We start from the raw sequence: 25,641 nt of genomic DNA on the forward strand, positions 1-25,641 counted from the left end.
CGCGCCTGGAACACCGAACCAGCGGGAGTTGATGGATGGCCAGTGCCACCTCCGAGATTCGTGCCACGGCTCCCGGAACCACCCCGGAATTGGTCGCCGACGTCGACGACCTGCGGGTGACGTTCCGGCGCGCAGGCAAGGACGTGCATGCCCTGCGCGGGGTGTCACTGCAGATACAGGCCGGCGAGATCATCGGCCTGGTCGGTGAATCCGGCTCGGGCAAAAGTGTTCTCGGCTTCAGCATGCTGGGGTTGCTGCCCGCCACCGCCCGCATCGACGGCTCGGTTCGGGTGGCCGGCTCCGACATGGTGCACGGCGAGGCCAAGCAACTGCGTGCGGTGCGACGCCTGGACCTCGGCGCCATCTTCCAGGACCCCATGACGTCGCTGAACCCGACCATGCGCATCGGCAAGCAGGTCGCCGAGGCGGCGGGTTCCGACGAAGAAGCACTGCGACTGCTCACGGCGGTGGGTATCCCGGACCCGGCCCGACGGATGCGGGCCTACCCGCACGAACTCTCCGGCGGTCTGCGGCAGCGAGTGATGATCGCCATCGCCATCGCCGGCGATCCCGAACTGATCATCGCCGACGAACCCACCACCGCTTTGGACGTCACCGTGCAGGCGCAGGTGCTGCGGCTGCTGCGTCGACTGCGTGACGAGATCGGCTGCAGCATCGTGCTGATCACCCACGACCTCGGTGTGGCCGCGCAAATCTCGGACCGCATCGCGGTGCTCTATGCCGGGCGGATCGCCGAGATCGGTCCCGCCGCCGACGTCCTGGCGCACCCGGTGCACCCGTACACCCACGGCCTGCTGCGATCGCGCCTGACCCTGCAGACCTCCCGCGAACACCGGCTGGCAGCGTTGGCCGGCGCCGTCCCGAGTGCGGTGACACCGCTGCCCGGCTGCGCCTTCGAACCCCGCTGTGTGTTGTCGACTCCCGAATGTACGAGCACGCCACCGGATCCCGTTGACGTGGCACCTGGACGGGTCAGCGCCTGCATCCTGTCCGGAGAGCAGGTGCAGACCGGCCTCGGCGATACCGCCACCACCACCGCCGAGAGCTTCCCCGAGGCCCCGCCCCACGCCGGTGGGGCGGCCGCGGTGTCGGTGCGCGACGCCACCAAGGTGTTCTCGGTCAAACGACACGGGAAACTGCATGCGCTGCGCGGAGTCTCGCTGGAAGTGGCCCAAGGTGAGGCCGTGGCGCTGGTGGGGGAGAGCGGCTCAGGCAAGTCGACACTGCTGCGGCTGATCGCCGGGCTGGACATCCCCACCACAGGCGCTGTCACCCTGACCGGTGAGACCGGACCCCAGATGGTGTTCCAGGACGCAGGCGCCTCGCTGACGCCGTGGCTGTCTGTCGGCGAGCTGATCGCCGAACGGCTCAAGCGCACCGGGATGTCCCGGCGTGAGCGCGCCGACGCGGTGGCGCAGGTGCTGGAGCGGGTGGGCCTGCCGCAGGATGTCGCGAAGTCCCGCTCGGCACAGTTGTCCGGCGGACAGCGCCAACGTGTTTCGCTGGCCAGGGCGACCGTGGTACCGCCGTCGGTGCTGCTGTGCGACGAGCCCACCAGCGCGCTGGACGTCTCGCTGGCAGCCTCGGTGCTGAACCTCATCGGCGACTTGCGCCGTGACCTGGACATGTCGGTGGTGTTCGTCACCCACGACCTGTCGGTGGCCCGGGTGGTCGCCGACCGGGTGGCCGTCATGTACCTCGGGCGCATCGTCGAGATCGGACCCGTGGACGAGGTCATCGCCCGGCCCACCCACCCTTACACGCAGGCTCTGGTGGACTCCATCCCCGACCTGGGCCGCGAAACCCGGCTGCTGGCAGGTGAACCCGCCAGTCCGCTGTCACCCCCGGACGGCTGCGCCTTCCACCCCCGCTGCCCCATCGCGATCGACGCCTGCAGCGATAGCGCGCTGGACGTCCGCCTCGAGGGGCGGCCGGGCGGAACCCACCAGCTGGCATGCATCGAGAGAAAGGCAAGCTGAATGGCCGTCATCACCGACGCCACCCTGCCCGCACCCGCGGTGGCCACCGGCAAGCCGCGGCGCGCGCTGGTGATGCCGACTTCCCGTGCGATGCTGGCCAACTGGGCCGGCTTCTCTCTGCTGTTCCTCGTGACTCTGGTGGCGCTCGCGGTCCCGCTGATCTCGCCGTACGACCCGCTGGTGCCCGCCGGTATGCCGCTGCAGCCTCCGGGGTCGGCTGACTTCCTGCTCGGCACCGACAACATCGGCCGCGACATCCTGTCCCGCGTGCTCTACGGCGTGCGCTCCAGCTGGTTCGCCGCACTCGTGGTGGTCGCCATCGGGTTGGCGATCGGCGGGCTGGTCGGACTGATCGCCGGCACGGCTGGTGGCTGGATCGACACCCTCCTGATGCGGATCACCGACGCGTTCCTGTCGCTGCCGGCCCCGGTGCTCGCCATCGCCGTGGTGGCCGCACTGGGTCCCGGTTTTGTGCACACCCTGATCGCGGTGTCGATCGTGTGGTGGCCGTTCTACGCGAGGCTGGTCCGCGGTGAGGTGGCCCGGCTGGCAGCGCGTCCGCATGTGGAAGCGGCTCGGCTGGCCGGTGTCGGTCCGTTCCGGTTGGCGTTTCGCCACTTGATGCCCGGCGCGGTGCCCAACGCGCTGGTGGCCGCCAGCCTCGACATCGGCACACTGATCCTGACGCTGGCCGCACTGTCCTTTCTGGGGCTCGGACAGTCCGCTCCCGCACCGGAACTCGGTGCCGACGCCGCCCGCAACCTGAGTTACTTCCTGCAGCAGTGGTGGATTCCGGTGATGCCGGGCCTTGGCGTCCTGGTACTGGCACTGATCGGCAACATCGCCGGCGACAGCCTGCGAAACCTGATGAAGACGGTGTAGTGATGAAATCCTTCGTGGCAACGCGGGTGGTGGCCATGATCGCCATCCTGATCGCGCTGGCGGGCGTGATGTTCATCCTGCAGAACATCTCACCACTGGACCCGGTCAAGGCCCAGCTTGGCGCGCAGGCCTCGGCCGACGCGGTGGCCGCCCGCCGGGAAGCCCTGGGTCTCAACGAACCCCTGCTCACACAGTTCTGGAATTATCTGACCTCCGCCGCCCAGGGCGATCTGGGCACGTCGTACCGGACCAGGCACCCCGTCGCCTCCGATCTGGGGGACTTCCTGCCCGCCACGTTGGAACTCGCCCTCTGCGGCATCGCGGTGGCATTGCTGCTGGCTGTGCTGCTTGCCTTCTCGACCACGCTGAAATGGCGTGGCTCGTCAGTGCTGCGGGCCGTGCTGTTCACCGGGGCGTCGGCGCCGATGTTCCTGCTGGGCATCCTCGGGCTGATCGTCTTCTACCAGCAGCTCGGCTGGGTGCCTGCCAACGGGCGGCTGAGCGTTGCGAATCCACCGACCGGGCCGACGGGGCTGTTGACCGTCGACGGCCTGCTCAGTTTCCGGTTCGACGTGGTGATCGACGCGCTGCACCATCTTTTGCTTCCCGCCTTCGTCATCGCGATCGGCCCCGCGGTGGCCATCGGTCGGGTGCTGCGCTCCAGCCTGCTGTCCGATATCGACAGTGACTACGCCAGAACCGCTCGGGCCAAGGGACTCTCGGAAAGCCGCATCATGGCCCGACACATCCTGCGGAACTCGGTGGGCGCGGCACTGTCGATGACCGGCCTGCAGATAGGCCTGATGTTCTCCGGAGTTCTTGTGGTGGAGCAGGTGTTCGGGTGGCCCGGGATCGGACAGTACATCGCGCAGAGCATCCCTGTGGCCGACTTCCCCGCGATCGCGGGTGTGACGCTGATGCTCGGAGCCCTCTATGTCTTCATCAACACCGCCGTCGATCTGCTGCAGGCCGCCGCGGATCCCCGTATCGCCGGTAACGGAAGTATCTGAAGGAGGGATGATGCCGAAACAGCCACTGATTGTGGGCAATCCGGTTCTGGTTGTCGTCGACATCCAGGAGGGCGGAGCGATGACCGCCGACGAGGCGGGCATCCCGGTGATGCCCGGCCATGCCGAGCGGGTCGAGGTGGCACAGCGCTTGCTGGCTGCTGCCCGCGCGGCCGACCTGCCGGTGGTGTTCTTCCAGGAGGTGCACCGCCCCAGCGGCGTGGATTTCGGGCGTGAACTCGACGGCACCGAGGGTGTGCACTGCGTGGAAGGACAACCCGGCACGGATCTCGAACCCAGCCTGCGGCCCATCCTCGACGGCAGCAGGCCGGAGTTCCATCTCGTCAAGCGCCGTTACTCCGGTTTCATCGGAACCGAATTCGATATCGTGCTGCGCGGTCTCAAAGCCGACACGCTGATCCTGATCGGCGGGCTGACCGACGTCTGTGTGCACTACACCTTCGCTGACGCCCACCAACGCGACTACTACGTCCGCGTGGTCTCCGACTGTGTGGGCGGATCGTCGCAGAAGCGTCACGACGCCTCGCTGGACGCCATGGAGTACCTGCAGACCGGAGCCGTTCGCAGCTCCGCCGAGTTCCTCGACGCATTCGCCAACCTCACCGTTCTCGAAGGAGCCGCTTCATGATCAACCGTCCCCGTGTTCTCGCGGCACTGGCCGCAGGTGCCGCTGTGGTGCTCACCCTCGCCGGGTGCGGCGGATCCGATTCCGGGTCAGGCGAACCCGCCGCTGCGCCCACCGACAAGGTGCTGCACCTGTCGTTTCTGCAGGACCCGGGGCAACCACCTGACCCGGATATCTTCTACGCCGGTCAGGGGCTGCTGCTGACCACCAACCTCTACGAGGGTCTGCTGCAGTACAAGGCGGGCACGGCGACCCCGGAGATCGAGCCGTTGCTGGCCACCGAGTGGACCGAGTCCCCGGACCACCGCGTCTTCACCTTCAAACTGCGCGAGGGCGTCACGTTCCACGACGGCACGCCGTTCACCTCCGCGGCGGTCAAGGCGTCCTTCGACCGCAGGCTGGCGGTGGCGCAGGGCCCGTCGTACATGGTGGCCGACATCGAATCCGTCACCGCCCAAGGCGACTACGACGTCACGGTCACGCTGAAAGCGCCCAACGCCGCGTTCCTCGACTACATCGCCTGCCCCTACGGGCCCCGGATGCTGAGCCCCACCGGGCTGGCCGAACACGGTGGTGACGACTTCGCCCAGAGCTACCTGACCACCAACGACCTCGGCACCGGCCCCTACACGTTGACCGCGGCCGAAGTGGGCTCGCGTTACGCCATGGCCGCCTACCCCGACTACTGGGGCGAGAAGCCGTATTTCGAATCCGTGGAGATCCCGGTGATCACCGATGTGTCGGCCCAGCAGTTGCAGTTCAACAACGGCCAGCTCGCTGCGATTCTGCACGACCTGCCGTCCTCGGCGGTGCAGGAGTACATCAACGACCCCAAGTACACGAACTACTCACTGCCCACCATGATGTCGAACTACCTGTACCTCAATGCGCAGAAGGGCATGCTCACCGATCAGGCCAACCGCACCGCGCTGCTGCAGGCCATCGACGCCGACGCACTGGTGGAGCAGACCTACTTCGGCCGGGGCAAGGTGGCCGAGCAGGTGTACCCGCCCAACATGATGGCGCCGGAGTTCGCCAAGCAGGAGATCACCCACGACCCGTCCAAGTTGTCCGAGATCGCCGCGGGGCTGCCCGCTGATCAGAAGACGGTGGTGATCGGCTACGACTCGTCCAACCCGGACAACCAGCTGATCAGCAACCTGATCCAGACCCAGCTTGCCGCAGCGGGCCTGACCGCGACCGTGCAGAGCTACCCCACCTCGGAGATCTACGGGTGGATCGGGACGGACGGCCAGTCGGCGCCGGACGTGTTCACCGCACTGGCCTGGCCGGATGCGCCATCGCCGTACACCTGGGGACACATCTCGTGGGATCCGGACGGCGGGCTGAACTATCTGGGCTGCTCGGCGCCGCCCATCACCGAAGCGCTGGCGCAGGGTCTGGTCTCGGGTGCGCCGGAGCCGTTCTCGACCGCTGCGCTGGAAGCCACCAAGACCGGCTGCTGGATGAACGTCGCCGATGTCGACGACTTCATGGTGGCGCAGCCCTGGCTCAAGGGTGTGGAGGAATCACACGTGGTGACCAACCCCAACACCCTGCGCATTGCGACGTTGAGCGCCGAGTGAGTCAGCGTCCGTCGGTGGGCCTCGTGCGGAAAAGCAAGGTGCGGCGCATCGTGCTGCTGACACTGGGATGGGAGGATCTGCCCAAATCGGTGTCGGTGCACGGTGCCCCGCACGACATCCGAATGCGGGAACCGGTGCCCGGCGTACTGCTACAGACCGACGGTGGCTGGGTGCTGCTGGATACCGGGTTCAACACCGCACTGATCCGGGATCCCTACCTGCGCAAGCGGTTCTTCCCGTCGGTCGAATACCAACCGCTGCTGCCCGGCCCCGGTGAACCCATCGAGGAGGGCCTGGCCGCGATCGGGGTCGACATCGACGACATCCACGTGGTGGGACTGTCGCATCTGCACGTGGACCATGCCGGCGGGCTGAAGCTGTTCTCCGGTCGGATACCCGTTCACCTGCAGCGACGTGAACTCGAATTCGGATTGTCCAATGACCCTGAGGTGGAAAAGCACGCGATCTTCCGGATCGACTTCGACGACCCGCGCATCGACTGGCAGTTGGCAGACGGGGAAGCCGAGGTGGCACCGGGGATCACGGCGGTGCCCACCTACGGCCACACTCCAGGGCACCAGAGCTTCGTGGTGGAACTCGACGAATCGGTGGCAGACGGCGGACCCGCGGGCTACGTGTTCGCGTTCGATGCCGCCGATCTCACCGAGAACATCGAACACGAGCTGGCCATCGGCGGATACGTTGGCGTCGAGCCGGAGGAGACGGTGGAGCCGATCCGCCGGCTCAAAGCCCTTGCCGCGAAGAAGGATTACCCGCTGATTCCCGGTCATGACCCGCACGTGTGGCCGGAAATGACACAGCACTTTCACCAGCGGTTCGGATGACACCCTTGGACGTCGTACTGCACGCCGAACGCGCCGTCGTCGACGGTGTGCTGCGTCCGGCGTCCGTCGGGGTGGCTGGGGGAGTGATCGTGGCGGTGGACCCCGAACCGGGTGGCCGCGTTGCCCGCGACGTGCACCTGCCGGCCGGGACGGTACTGATGCCCGGTCTGGTGGACACCCATGTGCACGTCAACGACCCCGGCACCGACTGGGAGGGCTTTGCGACCGCCACGGCCGCCGCGGCCGCGGGTGGGGTCACCACCGTGGTGGACATGCCGCTGGACAGCGATCCGGTGACCACCTCGGTGGCGGCGCTGTTGGTCAAACAGTCAGCGGCGCAGGGGCATTGCCGGGTGAATGTCGGCTTCTGGGGCGGAGTGGTGCCGCAGAACGCGGATGCCCCCGATGTGGCGGCCGATCTGCTGGCGGCGGGCTGCCTGGGCTTCAAGTGCTTCCTGGCCGACTCCGGCAATCCGGCGTTTCCGCCGTTGAACGTCGCCCAACTGGGCCGGGCGATGGAGACCGTGGCCACCCTGGGTTCGGTGCTGTTGGTGCACGCCGAGATCCTGTCCGGGAGATCCACGGCGCGGGGCGCGTCCTATCGATCGTTCCTGGACAGCCGGCCCGGTTCGGCCGAGGTGCAAGCGGTGCAACTGGTGATCGACGAGGTGCGGCGCACCGGCGCGCGTGCCCACATCGTGCATGTCTCCAGCGCCGATGTATTGCCGTTGCTGGCCGCGGCCAAGGCCGACGGGCTGCCCGTCACCGCGGAGACGTGCCCGCACTACCTGACGTTCGACGCATCGCAGATACCCGACGGCGCCACCGAATTCGCGGCCTGCCCGCCGATCCGTGGTGCCGACAACCGCGAGCAGCTGTGGCGGGCACTGGCTGATGGAGTGCTCGACATGGTGGTATCGGACCACTCGCCGTGCGCTGCGCACCTGAAGGCGACCGGTGACTTCGGATCTGCCTTCGGGGCATCAGTTCATTGCAGCTCGGGTTGCGGGCGGTCTGGACCCAGGCGAAGGCGCGGGGTGTTGGGTTGGAGCAGGTGTGCCGGTGGATGGCCGAACAACCGGCCGCGCTGGCCGGGCTGACCGACCGGGGGAGGATCGTGGTGGGAGCCAGGGCGGATCTGGTGGTGTTCGACCCGGCGTCATCCGACCGTGTTGATGCGGCACAGTTGCGTCACCGGCATCCGGTGACGCCGTATCACGGTGTGCAGTTGGACGGTTCGGTGCTCCAGACCTGGGTGTCGGGCCACCTGGTGGACAGCGCGGTGCCGGCGTGAAGATCCTGATACTGAACGTCAACATCTCGGCGGGTATGACGAGCGAGATCGATGCGGCCGCACGCTCGGCAGCCGCCATGGGTACCGAGATCGTCACCCGGGCGCCCCTGTTCGGCTCCGAGGCGGTGGATTCGGCGGCCGAGAGCTACCTGTCGGCCGTGGGCGCACTGGACCTGACTGCCCGACTGCTGGATGCGGGCACCTTCGATTTCGACGCGGTGATCCTCGCCGGTTTCGGCGAGCACGGCAAGGACGCACTGCAGGAATTGCTGACTGTTCCGGTGCTGGACATCGCCGAATCTGCCGCGCACATCGCCCATCTGGTCGGACGGCGCTACTCGGTGATCACCACACTGGCCCGCTCCATCCCGGCCATCGAGGACCGCCTGTTGCTGGCCGGGCTCTCCGCCCACTGCGCGTCGGTGCGCGCGTGTGGACTCGGCACCGCCGAGGTGGACGCCGACCTGTCCGGTGCGGTGGACGCGATTGTCGCCGAAGCGCAACGTGCCATCGAGGACGACGGCGCCGACGTGATCTGCCTCGGCTGTGCGGGGATGGCCGGGGTGACAGCGGCGATCTCGGCGCGGCTGGGCGTGCCCGCAATCGACGGGGTGGCCGCCGCGGTGGCACTGGCGCAGGCGGTGGTGGGACTGGGCCTGCACACCAGCAAGGTAGGTGCTTACGCGCCCGCGCCCCCGAACCTGCGCAGCCACTGGCCGGTGTCCGCCGCACTGGGGCTGGGCCTGTGACCGACTACGCGCGCACCGTCGATCTGGCTGCCCGTGCCCTCGGGGCAGCGTGATCGCGGCCAGCGACGAGTCCTTCGGCGCCAAGGAACTGCTGTTGTCGCCGGGGGACCCCGCATTTGTCCCCGGCACCTATGACCTGCGCGGTGAAGTCGTCGACGGCTGGGAAACCCGTCGCCACGCAGGTGCACAGGGGGACTGGGCCGTCGTACGCCTCGGCGCGCCCGGCCGGGTAGTGGCCGTCGACGTCGACACCCGCTTCTTCACCGGCAACCACCCCACCGGATGCCGCGTGCTCGGCGCGGTTTTGGACCAGTCCGCCGACGCCTGTTCCCCGGAGGTGGCATGGATTCCGTTGGTGGGTTCGACGGTGCTGAAACCGGATTCCCGCAATCTCCTCGCGGTGTCCGACCGGCGGCGCATCACGCATGTGAAGTTGCAGTTGGAATCCGACGGTGGAGTGGCCCGGCTGCGGGTCTACGGCGAGGTGATCGTGGACCCGGCGGACTGGGACGGCGTCACGGTGGAGATGTCCGGGATCGAGAACGGCGGCACCGTGGTGTGGTCGAGTGACACGTTCTACTCCGATGCCCGGTCTCTGATCGCTGCCGACCGCCCGGCCACCATGGGTGACGGCTGGGAAACCCGCAGGCGCCGCGACATCGGCCCCGACAGCCATGACGCGGTGATCATCGCCCTGGCAGCAGAGACCGACTTGTGCCGCATCGAGATCGACACCACCTGGTTTGTCTTCAACGCCTCCCGGCAAGTTTGTGTGCTCGGTTCCTGCGACGTACCGGCGGATGGATCATCCTGGTGGACAGTGTCGTTCGACGTCTTGGTGTTGGACCGAGTGGCGCTGCTGCCAGACATGCGCCGGCGGTTCCCGGTGGATGTCCGCGGTATCACCGCGCTGCGCATCCAGGCCTATCCGGACGGCGGCATAGCTCGGGTGCGAGCACTGGGTCGGCCCAGCGTGGCCGGTCTGGCCGCACAGAAACTGCGCTGGGCGGAGGGACTGTGACCGCGGTACGGATGTCGGAGTGCTGCGGTCTGTGGCGGCGCACCCTGCTGATCGACGTCGACGGATCCGAGGACGTCAGCACCGATGTGCGCTGGTTACAGGGCATCACCGCCTTTGTCGACCTGCGAAGACCCGTACCCGCCGCCCCTGATGCCCAGGACGGTTTCGCGGGCTGGTTGCACCAGAGCGGCGACGTGTTCACCTGGGAGCGGTTTGCCGGCCTCCAGCCACAGGGGGAGTTTCCCGACGAGGGCCGGATGCACTGGGAGGGACAGGTGTTGGTCGAGACCGGCGTGCATTCCGCCTACGTCGAACACTGGGTGCGGGAGCCCCTGGCCGGACCCTGCTGGGCGCTGACTCTGGCAGGTCCCAACGATGCGCAGGGCCTCTTGATCCGGGTCGGGGCATTGTTCGGCTGGGCTTCGTCCTCGCCGGCCGGTGTCGAGATCTCCCTGGGAACAGTCACCGACAACCGTTGGGAGATCACCGACTCATCCGAACCCGCGCGTACGGGAGCGGAACTCTTACCACGGGTCCGCGGCAACGAACTGACCGAATCATCAATGCAGACATGGACTGTCGTCGACAGCGAAGGAGATGTGAACCTATGACCGCCGCTTTCACCTCGGTGCCCATCATCGACATCAGCGGGTTGTATTCGGATCAGCGTTCCGACCGGGAAGCTGTGGCTGATCAACTGGGCCGCGCTGCCCGGGAGGTCGGGTTCTTCTACATCAGTGGCGCTCCGATCGACCCAGCGTGTTTTGATGCCTTGCTGGCGGCCACCAAGGAGTTCTTCGCGCTGCCCCTCGAGGAGAAGATGCGGTCCTACATCGGCCGGTCACGCTGTCACCGCGGCTACGTTCCCATGGGTGAGGAAGGGCTCAGCGGCGAGAAGCCGGATCTGAAGGAGGCCTTTGACACCGCACTGGATTTGCCCGCCGACGACCCCGACTATCTGGCGGGCAACCCGATGCTGGGCCCCAACACGTGGCCGGACCTGCCCGGGTTCGCCGACGCGGTCACCACCTACTACACCGCGGTGCTGGAGCTGGGGCAGAAGTTGTTGTGGGCCTTCGCTGTTGCACTGGGGGAGGACCCGGACACGTTCACCCGGCACGCCACCAAGACACCGAGCCAGCTGCGGTTGGTGCACTACCCGTACAACCCCGATGCCGAGGACGCGCTGGGCATCGGCGCGCACAGCGACTACGAGTGCTTCACGTTGCTCAAGCCCACCGCTCCAGGCCTGGAGGTGCTCAACGGCGCCGGTGAGTGGATCGACGTCCCGCCGGTGGAGGGAACCTATGTGGTCAACATCGGAGACATGCTCGAGCTGTGGACCAACGGTGCCTTTGTGGCGACCAGCCACCGGGTGCGCAAGGTGAAGCAGGAGCGGTACTCCTTCCCGCTGTTCTTCAACGTCGACTACGACACCGAGGTCAGGCCTCTGCCGCAGTTCGTCACTGCTGACGCCCCGGTTCGCGCGCCGTTGCGGGCCGGTGAGCACCTGTTCGCGCAGACCGCACAGACGTTCGCCTACCTACGTGCGCGGATCGACAGTGGTGAACTGGCGCTGCCCGAAGGCTCCCTCGCGGTGAATTCCTTCGGACAGCAGGCGCTGCAGGCGCAGGGCTAAGCGCCTGTGGGGACGAACTCCGGCTGGTCCAGGATGCGCAACCAGCTGCCGTCGGCCTGACGTCGAACCACCTGGGCGCGGGCACCCGCACCGTCGCGCGGCGGAGTCGAGGTCAACGCGATATCGCCGATGACCAGCGTCGGCAACGGCTCCTCCTGCTCGAAGTGCGGGCCCTGGTCCAGGACCTTCCGCCAGAGTTCCTGGATGGCGGACCGGCCGACGGTGGTGCTGCCGGGTGGGTAGGCCAGTACCGCGTGGTCTTCGTACAGGCCGGCGACGCCTTCTGCGTCGCCGGCATTGGAGAACTCGACGAACAACCGGGTGATGTCTTCGGGACGATGGGCTTTCGGTCGCATGGCGCGTCCTTTCTCGTAGTGTCTGTTTCCAGGCTGGTGGTTGCTGAATCAGAAGTCCAACAGATTGTTCTTCTGATAACTAGAATCCATGGTTATGGAACTTCGGCAGCTCGAATACTTCGTGGCAGTGGCCGAGGAGGCGAACTTCACCCGCGCCGCCGATCGTGTGCACATCAGCCAGCCTGGGATCAGCGCACAGATCAAGGCGCTGGAGGCCGAGATCGGCCAACCGCTGTTCGATCGGTCCGCGCGGGTGGCACGCCTCACCGCCGCCGGCAAGGCGGCGCTGGAGCCGGCGCGAGCCGCTTTGGCCGCAGCCACGGCGGTGCGTGATGCCGTGGATGCAGTGGCCGGCCTGCTGCGCGGCAACCTGAGCATCGGCATGGTGACCGGGTGCACCATCACCCCACTGTTCGTCGCCGTGGAAGCGTTTCGCGATGCCCACCCGGATGTGAGGTTGTCCATGCGGGAAAACGATTCTGCGACCATGCTTTCCGAGGTGCAGGCAGGTGATCTCGACGTGGCGATCGTCGGGACCGCGGGGGCGCCGCCGGAAGCGTTGGAATCGATGACAATCGTGAGCGAGCCTCTGGCGGCGCTGGTGCCCGGTGGCCATCGATGGTCTGGTCGTAGATCCTTGGACTACCCGGCGCTGGCGGGGCAGCCCCTGGTGACGATGCCCGACGGGACCGGTGTCCGGGCCACTCTCGAAACTGGATGTGCACAGCACGGTTTCATGCCGACGGTGGCAGTGCAGGCCAGCGCGGCTGACAGCATCGCCGACTTGTGCGCCCGCGGAGTCGGGATCGGTGTGCTGTCGGCGTCGATGGCGCAGGAGCACGCCGATCGGTTGGCGGTGGTGCCGATGCGGGGCAATCCGGTGCCTGCCGTACTGGCGGTGGTCTGGCGTCCTACGCCGAGTCCGGCGGTGGCGGCGTTTCTGCCACGGTTGGCCGCGGCGTTCGGGCGCTGACTGAGCTGGTGTGCAGGCGCACAGCGGCGCTGGTGCGGAAACGGTCGCCGGTGGCCAGCAGGTCGAGGAGTGCTCCCCGCAGTACCGCCAGGGCCAGGGTGCGTTCGGCTTCGGCGGCATCCGACGTCGGATCCGGTTGGTGTGCCGCGAGAACTGCAAGCCAGTCACCCACCGTGCTGTGTGCGAAACCTGACCACACCCCCTCTGGATCGACCAGTGAGCGGGTGTAGGCCTCGGCCCACAGTGTGAGAAGGGGGCGGTGGTGGTCGGAGGACAGCCACGTCCACAGTTCGTTGACAGCTCCGTTGAGTGAATCCACCGCATCGAGGTGGTGCAGCAGTTCGAGTTCGTCTTCGCGGGCCTGTGCCAGTAGGGCTTTGATCAGGCCGTCCTTGCTGCCGAAAAGGAACAGCAGTACCCGTGGGCTGGACCCGATGGCGGCGGCCAGTGGGCGCAGCGACAACTCGGCCAGGCCGTGTGTCAGCACGTACCGATAGGCGAGCTGCAGCAGTTCGGCCTGCCGAGCGGATGGGCTTGTGGCCTCCGATGTCACCTTGGTAGCGTAACTGAAACGAGTGTTTCAGTGGAGGTGCGGTGGCGAACGCGGTGAGTTCTCGGGTGTTGCTGCGCAGGGCAAACCAGCCCGGTGACCTGGGCTGGGTGGTGATGGCCAATGGCCAGGAATATCACCGACAGTTCGGCTGGAACACCGATTTCGAGGTGCTGGTGGCAGGCATCGTGGCTGATTTCGCTCGAAGCCACGACACACGGCGGGAAGCGGCATGGATCGCCGAAGTCGACGGTGAGCGGACCGGGTGTGTGTTCCTGGTTGAAGGGTCCAGTCCCGGCGTTGCGAAACTGCGAATCCTGTTGGTATGCCAGGGTGGCCGCGGGCTGGGCATCGGCACCCGGCTGGTGCAAGAGTGCCTGCAGTTCGCCAGGACTGCCGGCTATCGCCAGGTGGAGTTGTGGACCAACGACGTGTTGACCTCAGCGCGAAAAATCTATCAAAGCTTCGGGTTTCGGCTGGTCCGCGAAGAACCGCATCACAGTTATGGCCATCAGCTCACCGGGCAGGACTGGGTACTGGACCTCTGAGCGACGGGGTCTGATCGGCCGCTGACTTGTCTTGTCAACGACCGGCTTTCGCGGCATCTGGGTTGGGGTTGTCGGGGCCGAGGGTGCGTTCTGGGAAGTGCATGGTGTTGGTGCGGGGTTGTCCGCAGTCAGATTCCGGGGGCCGGGCCACGGTCTCCCGGCGTTGCTGAAGCTCCAACAATTCCCCATACGAGAACACCCGGGCGGTCGTTTTCAGCGTTCGATGGGGCGTCATGTCGTGCGGAGTGATACTCAGGTTCGCGGCGTGATGATCAAGTGCATGGCCTCGCTCAACGCAGCCGCCCGCGGATCGGTGAACACCTTCTCCAGTAGCAGCGGCTTGCCCTTCGGATCGCTCAGCGGCACACGCCAATTCGGGTACTCGTTGGTGGTGCCGGGCTGATTCTGTGTTCGTCGATCACCCACGGCGTCGGTGAGTGCGACCGACAACAGCCGCGATGGTGTGCGTCCCAGATAGCGGTACAGCGCAAGGATCGTCTCTTCGACGCTCGGCGGTTCGGTGCCGGGGCCGCTCGGCAGCAGGCCGACCCGTTGTAGCTCGGCGATCCACGCGGCGTTCTCCGCCTTGTCGGCCTCCAGTTCCTCCTCGACCGGCCGTGTCAGCAGCCCAAGCGAATCTCGAAGGTGCACATGGTCCCCGGCGAGGTACCCCGCGGTCGGTGGCAGGTCGTGCGTGGTCACCGAGGACAGGCAGTACTCACGCCACTGCTCGGCGGGCAGCGGACCGCCTGCGCCTTGGTGGTCCATCTCGAACCACAGGATCGACGTGCCGAGCAGTCCGCGATCACGAAGGTAATCACGTACCCAGGGCTCGACGGTTCCCAGATCTTCGCCGACAACGACGGCGTCGGCCCGATGTGCCTCCAACGCGACGATCCCGATCATCGCCTCGTGGTCGTAGCGCACATATGTGCCTTCGGTGGGTAACGCGCCCTTGGGGATCCACCACAGCCGGAACAGGCCGATGATGTGGTCGATGCGCACGCCGCCGGCGTGGCGCAGCACCGCCTGGATGAGCGCCCGGAACGGCTGGTATTCCGATTCGGCCAGCTGGTCGGGCCGCCACGGCGGCTGTGACCAGTCCTGGCCCAGTTGGTTGTACTCGTCCGGCGGCGCACCGGCCGTCACGCCGAGCGCCAGGATGTCCTGTAGTGCCCACGCGTCGGCACCGTTGGGGTGCACGCCCACCGCGAGATCGGCCATTATGCCCAACGCCATCCCCGCCCGCACCGCGGCGGACTGGGCGCCGGCCAGCTGATCATCGAGCTGCCACTGCAGCCAACGGTGGAAATCGACTGCCTCGGAATGTTTTTCAGCAAAAGCGGCGACCTCGGGGGAGCCGGGGTGACGCAGCTCGGCCGGCCATTCGTGCCAGTCGGCGCCGTACTTGTCGGCCAGCGCACACCAGGTCGCGAAGTCGTCCAGCGCGTCGCCCTCGCGGTCCCGGAACGCCTGATACGCGAGCTCACGCCCGGCGGTTCGCTTCACGCCGTGAATCAGCTTGAGCGCCTTGCGTTTCGCCGACCACGAAGCGTCACGGTCGATACCATCGTGCTTACGGGCCCGCTTGCGGACGGCGTCACGCAGCTCGCGCACCTTGCTGCGCTTGCTCAGATCGACGTACTCCGGAATGGCCTCCACCCGCAGATACAGCGGATTCACAAAACGCCGTGACGTGGGCAGGTACGGCGAAGGCTCCATCGGCTTGGTGGGCTCGGCGGCATGCAACGGATTCACCAGCACATAGCCGGCCCCATGCTGGGCGCCGGACCACACCGCGAGATCGGTGAGGTCCGTGAGATCACCGACGCCCCACGACCGGGTGGACCGCACGCTGTACAACTGGGTGGCCAAACCCCAGGTCCGTCGGTTACCCATCCGGGCTGGAAGGCCCAGCCAGCGGGGCGTCATGATCAGGGCGGTGCTCGTCTCGGTGCTGCCGGAACGCAAGTGCACTCGGTGATAGCCCAGCGGCAGATCACCGGGCAACACAAAGGTAGCCTCGCCGATCAACCCGCCGTCGAGGTCGAACGGGGGAGTGAAGTTGTCCACTTGCCGCACGCCGGTACGCACCGTGCCGTCCTCGAGACGCACCCACACGTGGGCGTCGGCGCCGTGGGTGACGTGTGCCCAGAAGGTGGTGTCCGACCCGGCACGCCCGACGATGGTCGCAGGCAGCGACTTGGACCAGTACGCGCGTTCTTGTTCGGTGACGGCCGCCGCGCGTTGCTCTGGAGAGCTGACGTCGACGCCCAGGGCGCCGAGCACCGCCACCAAGGTGGATTCGGGGACGTCGACCATCCGGCCGGTCCAGTCGGCGTAGGCGGTGGCGACACCGAAACGGTTCGCGAGTTCGACGAGTCCGGCATCCACAGCGGTCATGTTCCCCAATCGGCTCGGTTCATTCAGTTACGTCCCGCGACAGCAGATCGTCCCAGGTATCGCGCTGCACCACCAGACGAGCGCAGCTCCCTGAGACGAAGACGACGGGGATGTGCCGGGCCGGCGGCCGGTGCCGACAACTTCGGTGCTCACGGGTATGCCTTGCTCAGCCGCGCATGCCGTTGCAGCACAATGGTTCCACGTGGCTGCCGCATCTGTTGACCGAAACGCTCGCATCGCGGTGGCTCTGCTCTTCCTCACCAACGGCGCGATGTTCACCAACCTGCTACCGCGCTACCCGGAGATCAAAGCGGCGCTGCAGACGTCGAACATGGGTTTCGGTCTCGCGGTGGCGGCCTTTCCGGCCGGTGCGATGCTGTCCGGGCTGGCGGCTGCGGCACTGATCCGGCGTTTCACGTCCGCGCGGGTGGCAGTCGTGAGCAGTGTCATGATCGCGACCTTCACCTTCCTGGCCGGACTGGCGCCCACGGCATGGGCATTTGCCCTGGCGATGTTCCTGGCCGGGCTTGCCGACGCCCAGACCGATGTCGCCCAGAACGCCCATGCGCTGCGGGTACAGCGCAGTTACGGCCGGTCCATCATCAACTCGATGCACGCCGTCTGGTCGGTGGGTGCGGTGCTGGGCGGTGTTATGGGCTCGGCCGCCATTGCGCTGGGGCTCGACATCGTGGTGCAGCTGGCGATCTCGGGACGGTGTTCGGTGTGATCAGCTTGATCAGTTACCGATTCCTGTTGCGTGGGCCTGACCACGACGAGCCCGCGCCCGTCGCGGCAGCGCCCGTCGATACCGGTGGGCAGCGCCGGATGCTGGCATACCTGGTGTTGCTGGTGCTGGCGGTGCTGTCCATCGCCGGGGCGGTGGTGGAGGACGCCGGTCAGTCGTGGGCGACGCTGTATCTGCGCGAAAGCCTGGGTGCGCCCGCGGCCATCGCCGGCTTCGGCTTCATCGCGCTGGTGGGCGGGCAGTTCCTCGGTCGGGTGCTCGGAGATCGGGTGGTGGACCGTTACGGCGAACGTCGGGTGGCCCGTTGGGGTGCTTTGCTGACGGCTGTCGGCATGGGTGCTGCGCTGGCCTTTCCCACGGTGCCGGGCACCATCGCCGGTTTCGCCGCCGCGGGTCTTGGGGTGGCGACGGTGGTGCCTGCCGCGTTCCACGCCGCAGATCAGGTGAAAGGCCTGCCACCCAACACCGGGCTGACAGTGGTCACCTGGCTGATGCGGGTGGGCTTCCTGGGGGCACCCCCACTGGTGGGCGCCGTGGCCGACGCCGTCAGCCTGCGGATGGGCCTACTGATCGTGCCTGTTGCGGGCGTGGTGATTCTGCTGGCCGCCGGGGTCTTGGCTCCGAAAGCTAATGGGCCGCGCCGATGATCTCGATGGTGAGCACTCCGGCCACGATGAAGACGATGCCCAGAGCCATCATCCGGGTCAGCGGTTCGGCGAACAGGTAGCGGGCGATGAGCGCCACCAGCGCCACCCCGCACGCCGACCACACGCCATAGGCGATGCCCACGGGCATGCCCAGTGACAGCGACCACGACATCATCGTGAACGACACGACGTAGCCGAGCATCACCGGGACCAGCCAGATCTTCTTACGGAACCCATTGGAGGCGCGCAGCCCGAGCGTCGCCGCGACTTCGGTCAGGATGGCGCCGGCCAGCGCCAGCCACATCACTGTTTCACCGCGGCGTGCGACCCGAATTCGACCAGCAGCACCCCGATGATGATCAGCCCGATACCGGCGATCACCGGCCAGGTGAACGGGTCGTCGAAGATCACCGCGGCCAACCCGGCCGTCAGCGCGGTGCCGGTGGCCGCCCAGATGCCGTACGCGACGCCGATCGGCATCCCGGCGCGCAGCACGAACGTCAGGAAGACGAACGACGCGACGTACCCGGGGATGACAACGGCCAGCCAGACAGGGTTGTCCTGAAACGCCCGCAACGACAGCGTGGCCACCACTTCGGTCGAGATCGCCCCGGTGAGCAGGACCCATTTCCGCACGGGCGACAAGGCTAGCCGCGACTGTGATCTCCACCCCGATCGGGATCCAAGTTACTGGCCAGTACGTTAAACATGGCGAGGCTTACAAGGAGGTAGCTGTGACAGTCGTCTCTCGCACGATCACCCGACCCGTGATCGACACCGATTCCGGCCCCGTCCGCGGCATCGACGACGGCCAGGTCAAGACCTGGAAAGGGCTGCGGTACGCCGCCGCTCCCGAGGGTGACCTGCGCTGGCGTGCGCCACAGCGTCCAGAACCATGGACCGAGGTGGCCGACGCCGTCGGCTTCGGCTCCATCAGCCCGCAGCCGAAGAGTCCGATCCCGCTGGGCGCAGGCGCCAACACCGCCGAGGACTGCCTGTTCCTCAACATCTGGGCACCCTCGAACGCCGAGCCGGGAAGCACTCCGGTGATGGTGTGGGTGCACGGCGGGGCCTACATCTTCGGATCCGGCAGCCAACCGCTCTACGACGGTAGGGTGCTGGCTTCCGGCGGAGATGTCGTGGTGGTGACGCTGAACTACCGGATGGGCGCGTTCGGATTTCTGGACCTGTCAGGTTTCGGTCCGGATTTCGACACCAACCTCGGCCTGCGCGATGTGATACGTGCCCTGGAATGGGTGCGTGACAACATCTGCGGGTTCGGGGGAGACCCGGCCAATGTGACGGTGTTCGGCGAATCGGCGGGCGCGGCCATCGTGACCACTCTGCTGGCGGCACCCGCCGCCGCCGGGCTGTTCACCCGCGCTATCGCGCAGAGTTCGCCGGCCACCTCGGTGTACGACAGCGCCCGCGCACACACGGTGGCGCAACTGGTGCTCGACCATGTGGGTGTATCAGCAGATGAGGCCCGATCAGTGCCGTTCGAAGTACTGGTGGACGCGTCGATGTACGTGTTTGATCACGTGCCCAGCACCACGCCGGGCACCCTGGCGTTCGCGCCGACCATGGACGGGGACCTGGTGCCGGACTACCCGGTGAAACTCGCCAGGGAGGGCCGCACCCTCCCCGTTCCGCTGCTCATCGGCACCAACAAGGATGAGGCGGCGCTGTTCCGCTGGATGCGCTCGCCGCTGATGCCCATAGCGCCGAACACCATCAGGGCCATGTTCGACGAGATCGCTGCAGAGCAGCCGGGCGTGCAGTTGCCCTCGGAAGCCGAGATCGGCTCGGCCTACTCCGGCATCCGCACCCGCGCCAGGGGCCTGCACGTCGCTCGCGACGTCGGCTTCCGGATGCCCACTGTGTGGTTCGCCGAGGGCCATGCCGCGGTGGCTCCGGTGTACCTGTACCGCTTCGACTGGACCACCCCGATGTTGCGGATGCTGCGACTCGGAGCAGCGCACGCCACCGAGTTGCCGTATGTCTGGGGCAATCTCGTGATGGGAGCTGCGGACATCACCTTCAAACTCGGTGGGCTGAAGCCGGGCACGGCGGTCTCGGAGCGGATGCGGCAGAGGTGGACGGACTTCGCCCACGGCCGCCCGCCGGGCACCGACTGGTTGGGCTATGACGCCGACAGGCGCAGCACGCTGGTGATCGACCGCGACGACGCGGTGGTAGACGACCTCGACGGCGGGATCCGGGCGGCCTGGGGTGATGAGATCCTCAGCTTCCGCTGACCAGAGTTAAGCTCCCCTGATGGACAGCATCGCCGCTGGCGTGGGTGAAGTGTTGGCTGTGCTGCCGCCGCCGATGCGTGATCCGGTGCTGTTCGCGGTGCCTTTCTTCCTGTTGCTGCTGATCCTCGAATGGACGGCCGCGCGCAAACTGGAGCATCTCGAGCAAGACCGGCCGGCGTCCGGCGCCTACCAACGCCGCGACGCCTGGGCCAGCATCTCGATGGGTCTGGTGTCGGTGGCCACCACCGCGGGCTGGAAGTTCCTGGCGCTGCTGGGATATGCCGCGCTGTACACCTATGCGGCACCGTGGCACTTGCCCGCGACGGCCTGGTACACCTGGGTGATCGCACTGGTGGGCGTTGATCTGCTGTTCTACCTGTATCACCGCATCGCCCACCGGGTTCGCATCATCTGGGCCACCCATCAGGCGCATCATTCCAGCGAGTACTTCAACTTCGCCACCGCGCTGCGGCAGAAGTGGAACAACAGCGGTGAGATCCTGATGTGGATTCCGTTGCCGCTGTTGGGGGTCCCGCCCTGGATGGTGTTCGCCAGTTTCTCGGTGAACCTGATCTACCAGTTCTGGGTGCACACCGAGCGCATCGACAAGCTCTGGGCGCCAATTGAATTCGTGTTCAACACGCCCTCGCATCACCGCGTGCACCATGGGATGGACCCGGAGTACCTGGACAAGAACTACGGCGGCATCCTCATAGTGTGGGATCGGCTGTTCCGGTCGTATCAGCAGGAGCTGTTCCGGCCCCACTACGGCCTGACCAAACCAGTGAACACGTTCAACATCTGGACGCTGCAGACCCGCGAGTACGTGGCCATCGGCCGCGACGTCAAGCGCGCGGCCCGGCTCCGGGATCGCCTGGGCTACATCTTCGGCCCGCCCGGCTGGGAGCCCCGCCAGGCCACGGTCCCAGTGGCGCCCGCGTAATCTTCGCTTGTGGAAACCGTCTTCGACCGTCACGTCGACCCTGCGCTGATCGATCGTTCACTGACGGGTGCGCAATTCCGGTCGATGTGGCTGGACCTGCCCCGGCCGGAGTACCCGCGGTTGGATGCGCCACTGCGCTGTGACCTGCTTGTGGTGGGCGCCGGCTATACCGGACTGTGGACGGCGTTGCACGCCGCGCAGCAGAACCCCGGTGCGCGCATCGCGGTGATCGATGCCGAGCGAGTGGGCTGGGCAGCCTCGGGGCGCAATGGTGGTTTTGTCGAGGCGAGCCTGACTCACGGCGCGGAGAACGGAAAGAACCGCTGGCCCGACGAGCTTGCCGAGCTCGATGAACTCGGTCTGGAGAACCTCGACGGTATGCAGGCCGACATCAACGACCTGGGCCTCGACGTCGACTGGGAGCGCACCGGGATGTTGGCGGTGGCCACCGAACCGCACCAGGTGACCTGGCTACGTGAGTCCGCCGCGGAGTCCCACGGCGTGTTTCTCGACCGCGACGCCGTCCGTGCGCAGGTCAATTCACCCACCTACCTGGCCGCGTTGTTCGAGGAGCACACCTGTGCGATTGTGCACCCGGCCAAGCTGGCACTGGAGCTGGCCCGCGCCTGCGCCGAGGCCGGGGTGTCGATCTTCGAGCACACCCCGGCGCGGGCGCTGACCTCGGACCCCGCGGGATGTTCGGTCACCACCCCGGCCGGCGTGATCACTGCCGATCGGGTGGTGTTGGCCACCAACGTCTTTCCCAGCCTGGTGAAGCGCAATCGGATCTACACCGTGCCGGTGTATGACTATGTGCTGTCCACCGAACCGCTGTCCGGTGATCAGCTGGATCGCATCGGGTGGCGCAACCGGCAGGGCATCGGCGACTCGGCCAACCAGTTCCACTACTACCGGCTGTCCTCGGACAACCGGATCGTGTTCGGCGGGTATGACGCCATCTATCATTTCGGCCGTCGCGTCGACCCGGCCTACGAAGATCGGGACGCGACCTACCGCCGGTTGGCGGCGCACTTCTTCTTGACCTTTCCGGCGTTGGAGGATGTGCGGTTCAGTCACCGCTGGGCCGGCGCCATCGACACCAACACCCGGTTCTGTGCGCACTGGGGTACCGCCCACGGCGGACGGGTGGCATACGTCAACGGGTTCACCGGGCTCGGTGTCGGCGCCACCCGGTTCGCTGCGGATGTCTGCCTGGATCTGTTGGATGGTGCCCGTACCCGGCGCACCCAGTTGGAGATGGTGCGTAAGAAGCCACTGCCGTTCCCGCCCGAGCCGCTGGCCAGTATCGGCATCCAGGCCACTCGGTGGTCCCTGGACCGTGCCGACCACAATGCCGGCCGGCGCAACGTGTTGCTGAAAACCCTCGACGCGTTGGGTCTGGGATTCGACTCGTGACCACGCCGTAACTGAAGCTCCGATGCCCCGGCTCCTCGTGGAGCCGGGGCTTTTTGGTGCTTGTACTGCATCGATAACCATTTGGAGTGTTCGACACGCCGTCTGGGTACAGAAGTTTGTAGAGATTCGGTAACGGTTTGTGATGGTGCTGCCGATACCCGAGTGAAAGTTGAAACCGAACCCGATCGGAGCACTCGATGCGTCGCAGTTTTCCCCTGAGGCTCACCAGCTGGGTGCTGATGGTCATGGTCGCGGCTTTGGTATCGGTGAGCGCGGCGCCGTTGGCCGCCGCACAGCCCGGTCCGTTGGTGTATCCGGGGATGGAGATCCTCCAGGGCGTCAACCGCTGCACCCTCGGTTACGTCGATCCCGCGATGCGCATCGCCTTCTCGGCGGGGCACTGCTACGCCAACGCACCGGTGACCGACCGTTCGGGGCAGGTGATCGGCAACGTCGCGATGTTCGAGGACAACACACCCAACGGCGCCATCGTGACCACCGACCAGGTGATCACCGACTACCAGGCGATCGTGCTGGCCGACAATGTCGTGGTCAACAATGTGCTGCCCAGTGGCAAGCCGCTGGATTCGGTGCCGGGCCGCACCGCTGCGCTGGGGGAGCCGGTGTGCCACTTCGGCATCGTCACCGGTGAGAGTTGCGGCACCGTCGAACGGGTCAACAACGGCTGGTTCACCATGACCAACGGTGTGGTGAGTCAGCGGGGTGATTCCGGGGGGCCGGTTTACGTGTACGAGGGTGACCGCGCCGTCGTCATCGGTCTGTTCAACAGCACCTGGGGTGTGCTGCCCGCGGCGGTGTCCTGGCAGGCCACCGGCGATATCGTCCGTGCAGGTATCGGCGGTGTGGTGACCGCTGCCTCGGTGCAGACACCCACGCCCTAGCCTCGAATCGCGAACACCGGGATCGACGGCGCGACACTGCGCATCTCCTCCTGCGTCGAATCCGGTGTCAGCCCACCGATGTGGGTCTTGACCTCCCAGAACCAGTGATCCAGATAGTGCTGCAGCAATGGCGGCTTGTCGGCATCGGCCACTTCACTCAGTTCCACCATCCGGGATCGCCAGCGCGGGCCCAGGCTCACCTGGCCGGCGGCACGGGCATTGCGCGCCCACTGGGTGTTGCCGCGCGGCGACACCAGATAGTCCACACCGTCGACGGTCATCAGGTTGATCACCACCGACCTAACGGTTCCGGTCTTGCGGCCGCGGACCCGCAGCACTTGGGTTCCGGCCAGGCTGATCCCGACTTCGGCGAGCCAGCGGATCACTGTGTTGGCGGTGCGGGCAACGGCATTCGGTTCGTCATAACGGATGGTCATCATATATCTCCTAGTTTAGAGAGCGGTGCTCTCGTTTTAGAGTGACACGAGGCTGCCGGAAAATCAAGAGCATTGCTCTCGTTTTGTGTGACACTGGGTGTATGGGTAAGCGTCAGGAGTCCCGCGATCGCATCGAAGCGCAGATCATCGAACTGGGCCGTCGACATCTGGTGACCGAAGGCGCGGCCGGATTGTCGTTGCGGGCCATCGCTCGTGAGCTCGGCATGGTCTCCTCGGCGGTGTATCGCTATGTCGCCAGCCGCGATGAACTGCTGACGCTGCTGCTGATCGACGCCTACACCGAACTGGCGGATGCCGTCGACGCGGCGCGCGTCAGCCAGCCGGATTGGCGCGCACAGGTTCTGGCGATGGCGCATGCCGCGCGCAGCTGGGCGGTCGCGGCGCCGGCCAGTTGGGCGCTGCTGTACGGCAGCCCGGTTCCGGGCTATCAGGCGCCTGCGGAGCGCACGGTGGGGCCGGGCACCCGGGTGGTCGGTGCGCTGTTCGCCGCAGTGGCCGACGGCGCCGTGGTCGGTGGCGGACAGGTTGTGTCACAACCGCTTTCCGATGACTTCGGCAGGGTTCGTGCCGAGTTCGGCTTCGGCGGCGACGACGCTGTAGTGGCCCGGTGCGTGACGCTGTGGGCCGGGCTGATCGGCGCCATCAGCCTCGAGGTGTTCGGCCAGTACGGTGCGGACACCATCACCGACCCGGAGGCGCTGTTCGACGTGCAGGTGCGACTGCTGGTCGAACTGGTGGCTGGATAGATAAACCTTGACTTATATAAGTTACGGCTTTAGTTTCGGATGGTGCACGCGTTCGATGTCCTGGGCGATCCGGTGCGCCGCCGGATCCTCGAACTGCTCGCCGAGGGGGAGCAGTCCGCTGGTGCCCTCGCCGCGGTGATCGCCGACGAGTTCTCGATCACCCAGCCGGCGGTCTCACAGCATTTGAAAGTATTGCGGGACAACGGCTTCACCTCCATGCGACCCGACGGGCAGCGACGCATGTACACGGTGCAGCCGGACCGACTGCGTGACGTCGACGACTGGCTGGACACCTTCCGCCGGTTCTGGGCGCCGCGACTGGACGCGCTGGAGACAGAGATCGCGCGAGGTAAACGCAACCGTAGAAAGGCTCCATGATGGATGTCAGCCACCACGTCAATGCCGTACAGCGCACGGTCGGCACTCGGACTCTCGAGGCCGGTGAGGCCCGCGTCGTCACCTTGTCGCGCAGCTACGCCACGGACGTCGACGATCTCTGGGATGCCTGCACCAGTCCGGAACGTCTACCCCGCTGGTTCGCGCCGGTGACCGGAGACCTGACACTGGGTGGGAAGTACCAGGTGGAGGGCAATGCCTCGGGCACGGTGCTGACCTGTGACCCGCCGCGAAACTTCACCGCCACATGGGAATTCGGCGGCAGAGTCAGCTGGATCGAGCTGCAGATCACCGAGGACGGCGATGATGGCGCCCGTATGCAGCTCGACCACATCGCTCTGGTCGGTGACGAGATGTGGCCGCAGTACGGACCAGGGGCGGTCGGCGTGGGCTGGGATCTAGCACTGCTCGGCCTGGCCATCCACCTGGAGACCGGCCAGGCGGTGCCCGCCGAATTCAAGGAAGAGCAATGGGCCACCACCGGAGCCGGGCGCGACTACATCCGAGACGCGGGTGAGGGCTGGTACGCCGCCCAGGTGGGCGCCGGCGAGGTGGCCCAGGTGGCCCGTCGGGCCGCGGACAACACCATCGCGTTCTACCGCGGAGACCCGCCCCCGACGTAACTAGAACG

At 66.6% G+C, this 25,641-nt stretch carries 27 protein-coding genes and 1 pseudogene; 22 read left to right on the top strand and 6 right to left on the bottom strand.

Annotated elements, in window-relative coordinates; translation table 11 throughout:
- Positions 1–35 precede the first annotated feature (35 nt).
- The 12 genes from BVC93_RS26000 to BVC93_RS26050 are packed head-to-tail and all read left to right on the top strand — an operon-like array spanning position 36 to position 11,669.
- Positions 36–2,000: a dipeptide ABC transporter ATP-binding protein gene (locus BVC93_RS26000; RefSeq protein ID WP_083739947.1), complete on the top strand. Its 1,965-nt coding sequence runs from the start codon at positions 36–38 to the stop codon at positions 1,998–2,000.
- Positions 2,001–2,882: an ABC transporter permease gene (locus tag BVC93_RS26005; RefSeq protein WP_083739948.1), complete on the top strand. Its 882-nt coding sequence runs from the start codon at positions 2,001–2,003 to the stop codon at positions 2,880–2,882.
- Positions 2,883–2,884: 2 nt separating this feature from the next.
- Positions 2,885–3,892 carry an ABC transporter permease gene (locus tag BVC93_RS26010; protein ID WP_083739949.1) on the top strand — a complete coding sequence of 336 codons (1,008 nt, stop codon included), beginning with the start codon at positions 2,885–2,887 and terminating at the stop codon, positions 3,890–3,892.
- A gap of 10 nt (positions 3,893–3,902) precedes the next feature.
- Positions 3,903–4,538, top strand: coding sequence for a cysteine hydrolase family protein (locus BVC93_RS26015; RefSeq protein WP_083741351.1), 636 nt, complete (start codon positions 3,903–3,905; stop codon positions 4,536–4,538).
- Positions 4,535–6,121, top strand: a complete 1,587-nt coding sequence (locus BVC93_RS26020; protein ID WP_083739950.1) for an ABC transporter substrate-binding protein — start codon at positions 4,535–4,537, stop codon at positions 6,119–6,121. Before BVC93_RS26015 ends, BVC93_RS26020 begins: the two co-directional genes overlap by 4 nt.
- Positions 6,122–6,135: 14 nt before the next feature.
- Positions 6,136–6,966 carry an N-acyl homoserine lactonase family protein gene (locus tag BVC93_RS26025; RefSeq protein WP_083741352.1) on the top strand — a complete coding sequence of 277 codons (831 nt, stop codon included), beginning with the start codon at positions 6,136–6,138 and terminating at the stop codon, positions 6,964–6,966.
- Positions 6,963–8,066, top strand: a complete 1,104-nt coding sequence (gene allB / locus BVC93_RS26030) for an allantoinase AllB (protein WP_250638132.1) — start codon at positions 6,963–6,965, stop codon at positions 8,064–8,066. The genes BVC93_RS26025 and allB overlap by 4 nt, the downstream gene beginning before the upstream one ends.
- Positions 8,033–8,260 carry an amidohydrolase family protein gene (locus BVC93_RS34440; protein ID WP_250638133.1) on the top strand — a complete coding sequence of 76 codons (228 nt, stop codon included), beginning with the start codon at positions 8,033–8,035 and terminating at the stop codon, positions 8,258–8,260. The genes allB and BVC93_RS34440 overlap by 34 nt, the downstream gene beginning before the upstream one ends.
- A complete protein-coding gene (locus BVC93_RS26035; RefSeq protein ID WP_083739951.1) occupies positions 8,257–9,009 on the top strand; it encodes an aspartate/glutamate racemase family protein in 753 nt (250 codons plus the stop codon). Before BVC93_RS34440 ends, BVC93_RS26035 begins: the two co-directional genes overlap by 4 nt.
- 49 nt (positions 9,010–9,058) lie before the next feature.
- A complete protein-coding gene (locus BVC93_RS26040) occupies positions 9,059–10,030 on the top strand; it encodes an allantoicase (RefSeq protein WP_157517088.1) in 972 nt (323 codons plus the stop codon).
- On the top strand, positions 10,027–10,641 hold the full coding sequence (locus BVC93_RS26045; protein ID WP_236950124.1) for a hypothetical protein: 615 nt from the start codon (positions 10,027–10,029) through the stop codon (positions 10,639–10,641). Before BVC93_RS26040 ends, BVC93_RS26045 begins: the two co-directional genes overlap by 4 nt.
- Positions 10,638–11,669, top strand: coding sequence for an isopenicillin N synthase family dioxygenase (locus tag BVC93_RS26050; protein ID WP_083739952.1), 1,032 nt, complete (start codon positions 10,638–10,640; stop codon positions 11,667–11,669). Before BVC93_RS26045 ends, BVC93_RS26050 begins: the two co-directional genes overlap by 4 nt.
- Here BVC93_RS26050 and BVC93_RS26055 read toward each other — a convergent pair.
- A complete protein-coding gene (locus tag BVC93_RS26055; protein WP_083739953.1) occupies positions 11,666–12,025 on the bottom strand; it encodes a YybH family protein in 360 nt (119 codons plus the stop codon). The genes BVC93_RS26050 and BVC93_RS26055 overlap by 4 nt on opposite strands.
- Positions 12,026–12,119: 94 nt before the next feature.
- Between BVC93_RS26055 and BVC93_RS26060 the strand changes: the two genes are divergently transcribed.
- Positions 12,120–12,998 (top strand): LysR family transcriptional regulator, encoded by an 879-nt coding sequence (locus BVC93_RS26060; RefSeq protein ID WP_083739954.1) that lies wholly within the window; start codon positions 12,120–12,122, stop codon positions 12,996–12,998.
- On the opposite strand, the gene BVC93_RS26065 is transcribed toward BVC93_RS26060, so the two are convergent.
- Positions 12,937–13,551 (bottom strand): TetR/AcrR family transcriptional regulator, encoded by a 615-nt coding sequence (locus tag BVC93_RS26065; RefSeq protein ID WP_083739955.1) that lies wholly within the window; start codon positions 13,549–13,551, stop codon positions 12,937–12,939. The genes BVC93_RS26060 and BVC93_RS26065 overlap by 62 nt on opposite strands.
- A gap of 41 nt (positions 13,552–13,592) precedes the next feature.
- Between BVC93_RS26065 and BVC93_RS26070 the strand changes: the two genes are divergently transcribed.
- Positions 13,593–14,096: a GNAT family N-acetyltransferase gene (locus tag BVC93_RS26070; RefSeq protein WP_236950125.1), complete on the top strand. Its 504-nt coding sequence runs from the start codon at positions 13,593–13,595 to the stop codon at positions 14,094–14,096.
- A gap of 252 nt (positions 14,097–14,348) precedes the next feature.
- Here the strand turns inward: BVC93_RS26070 and malQ are convergent, their stop codons facing one another.
- Positions 14,349–16,499 carry a 4-alpha-glucanotransferase gene (gene malQ, locus BVC93_RS26075; RefSeq protein ID WP_083739956.1) on the bottom strand — a complete coding sequence of 717 codons (2,151 nt, stop codon included), beginning with the start codon at positions 16,497–16,499 and terminating at the stop codon, positions 14,349–14,351.
- 271 nt (positions 16,500–16,770) lie between these two features.
- On the opposite strand from malQ, the pseudogene BVC93_RS26080 reads away from it, so the two are divergent.
- Positions 16,771–17,891 (top strand): annotated as a pseudogene (locus BVC93_RS26080) (MFS transporter).
- Here BVC93_RS26080 and BVC93_RS26085 read toward each other — a convergent pair.
- Together BVC93_RS26085 and BVC93_RS26090 are read right to left on the bottom strand one after the other, a co-directional pair.
- Positions 17,872–18,195, bottom strand: a complete 324-nt coding sequence (locus BVC93_RS26085) for a DMT family transporter (protein WP_083739957.1) — start codon at positions 18,193–18,195, stop codon at positions 17,872–17,874. The pseudogene BVC93_RS26080 and the gene BVC93_RS26085 overlap by 20 nt on opposite strands.
- Positions 18,195–18,527, bottom strand: coding sequence for a DMT family transporter (locus BVC93_RS26090; protein ID WP_083739958.1), 333 nt, complete (start codon positions 18,525–18,527; stop codon positions 18,195–18,197). The genes BVC93_RS26085 and BVC93_RS26090 overlap by 1 nt, the downstream gene beginning before the upstream one ends.
- Before the next feature lie 98 nt (positions 18,528–18,625).
- On the opposite strand from BVC93_RS26090, the gene BVC93_RS26095 reads away from it, so the two are divergent.
- The 4 genes from BVC93_RS26095 to BVC93_RS26110 all read left to right on the top strand — a co-directional run bounded on the left by BVC93_RS26095 (position 18,626) and on the right by BVC93_RS26110 (position 23,410).
- Positions 18,626–20,149, top strand: a complete 1,524-nt coding sequence (locus BVC93_RS26095; protein ID WP_083739959.1) for a carboxylesterase/lipase family protein — start codon at positions 18,626–18,628, stop codon at positions 20,147–20,149.
- 19 nt (positions 20,150–20,168) lie between these two features.
- Positions 20,169–21,092: a sterol desaturase family protein gene (locus tag BVC93_RS26100; RefSeq protein ID WP_083739960.1), complete on the top strand. Its 924-nt coding sequence runs from the start codon at positions 20,169–20,171 to the stop codon at positions 21,090–21,092.
- A gap of 9 nt (positions 21,093–21,101) precedes the next feature.
- A complete protein-coding gene (locus BVC93_RS26105) occupies positions 21,102–22,508 on the top strand; it encodes an NAD(P)/FAD-dependent oxidoreductase (RefSeq protein WP_083739961.1) in 1,407 nt (468 codons plus the stop codon).
- A gap of 197 nt (positions 22,509–22,705) precedes the next feature.
- Entirely contained in the window at positions 22,706–23,410 is a 705-nt protein-coding gene (locus BVC93_RS26110) for an Rv1815 family serine proteinase (protein ID WP_192860109.1), read from the top strand.
- Here BVC93_RS26110 and BVC93_RS26115 read toward each other — a convergent pair.
- The gene (locus BVC93_RS26115) at positions 23,407–23,847 is read right to left on the bottom strand and encodes a nitroreductase/quinone reductase family protein (protein WP_083741355.1); all 441 of its coding nucleotides are present in this window, start codon (positions 23,845–23,847) and stop codon (positions 23,407–23,409) included. The genes BVC93_RS26110 and BVC93_RS26115 overlap by 4 nt on opposite strands.
- Positions 23,848–23,948: 101 nt before the next feature.
- Here BVC93_RS26115 and BVC93_RS26120 point away from each other — a divergent pair, with 101 nt between their 5' ends.
- The 3 genes from BVC93_RS26120 to BVC93_RS26130 are packed head-to-tail and all read left to right on the top strand — an operon-like array spanning position 23,949 to position 25,633.
- The gene (locus BVC93_RS26120) at positions 23,949–24,614 is read left to right on the top strand and encodes a TetR/AcrR family transcriptional regulator (RefSeq protein ID WP_083739962.1); all 666 of its coding nucleotides are present in this window, start codon (positions 23,949–23,951) and stop codon (positions 24,612–24,614) included.
- 42 nt (positions 24,615–24,656) lie between these two features.
- Positions 24,657–24,992: an ArsR/SmtB family transcription factor gene (locus BVC93_RS26125; protein ID WP_083741357.1), complete on the top strand. Its 336-nt coding sequence runs from the start codon at positions 24,657–24,659 to the stop codon at positions 24,990–24,992.
- Positions 24,989–25,633 carry an SRPBCC family protein gene (locus tag BVC93_RS26130; RefSeq protein WP_083739963.1) on the top strand — a complete coding sequence of 215 codons (645 nt, stop codon included), beginning with the start codon at positions 24,989–24,991 and terminating at the stop codon, positions 25,631–25,633. Before BVC93_RS26125 ends, BVC93_RS26130 begins: the two co-directional genes overlap by 4 nt.
- Positions 25,634–25,641: the final 8 nt, after the last annotated feature.

This window comes from Mycobacterium sp. MS1601 (assembly GCF_001984215.1).
GTDB lineage: Bacteria > Actinomycetota > Actinomycetes > Mycobacteriales > Mycobacteriaceae > Mycobacterium.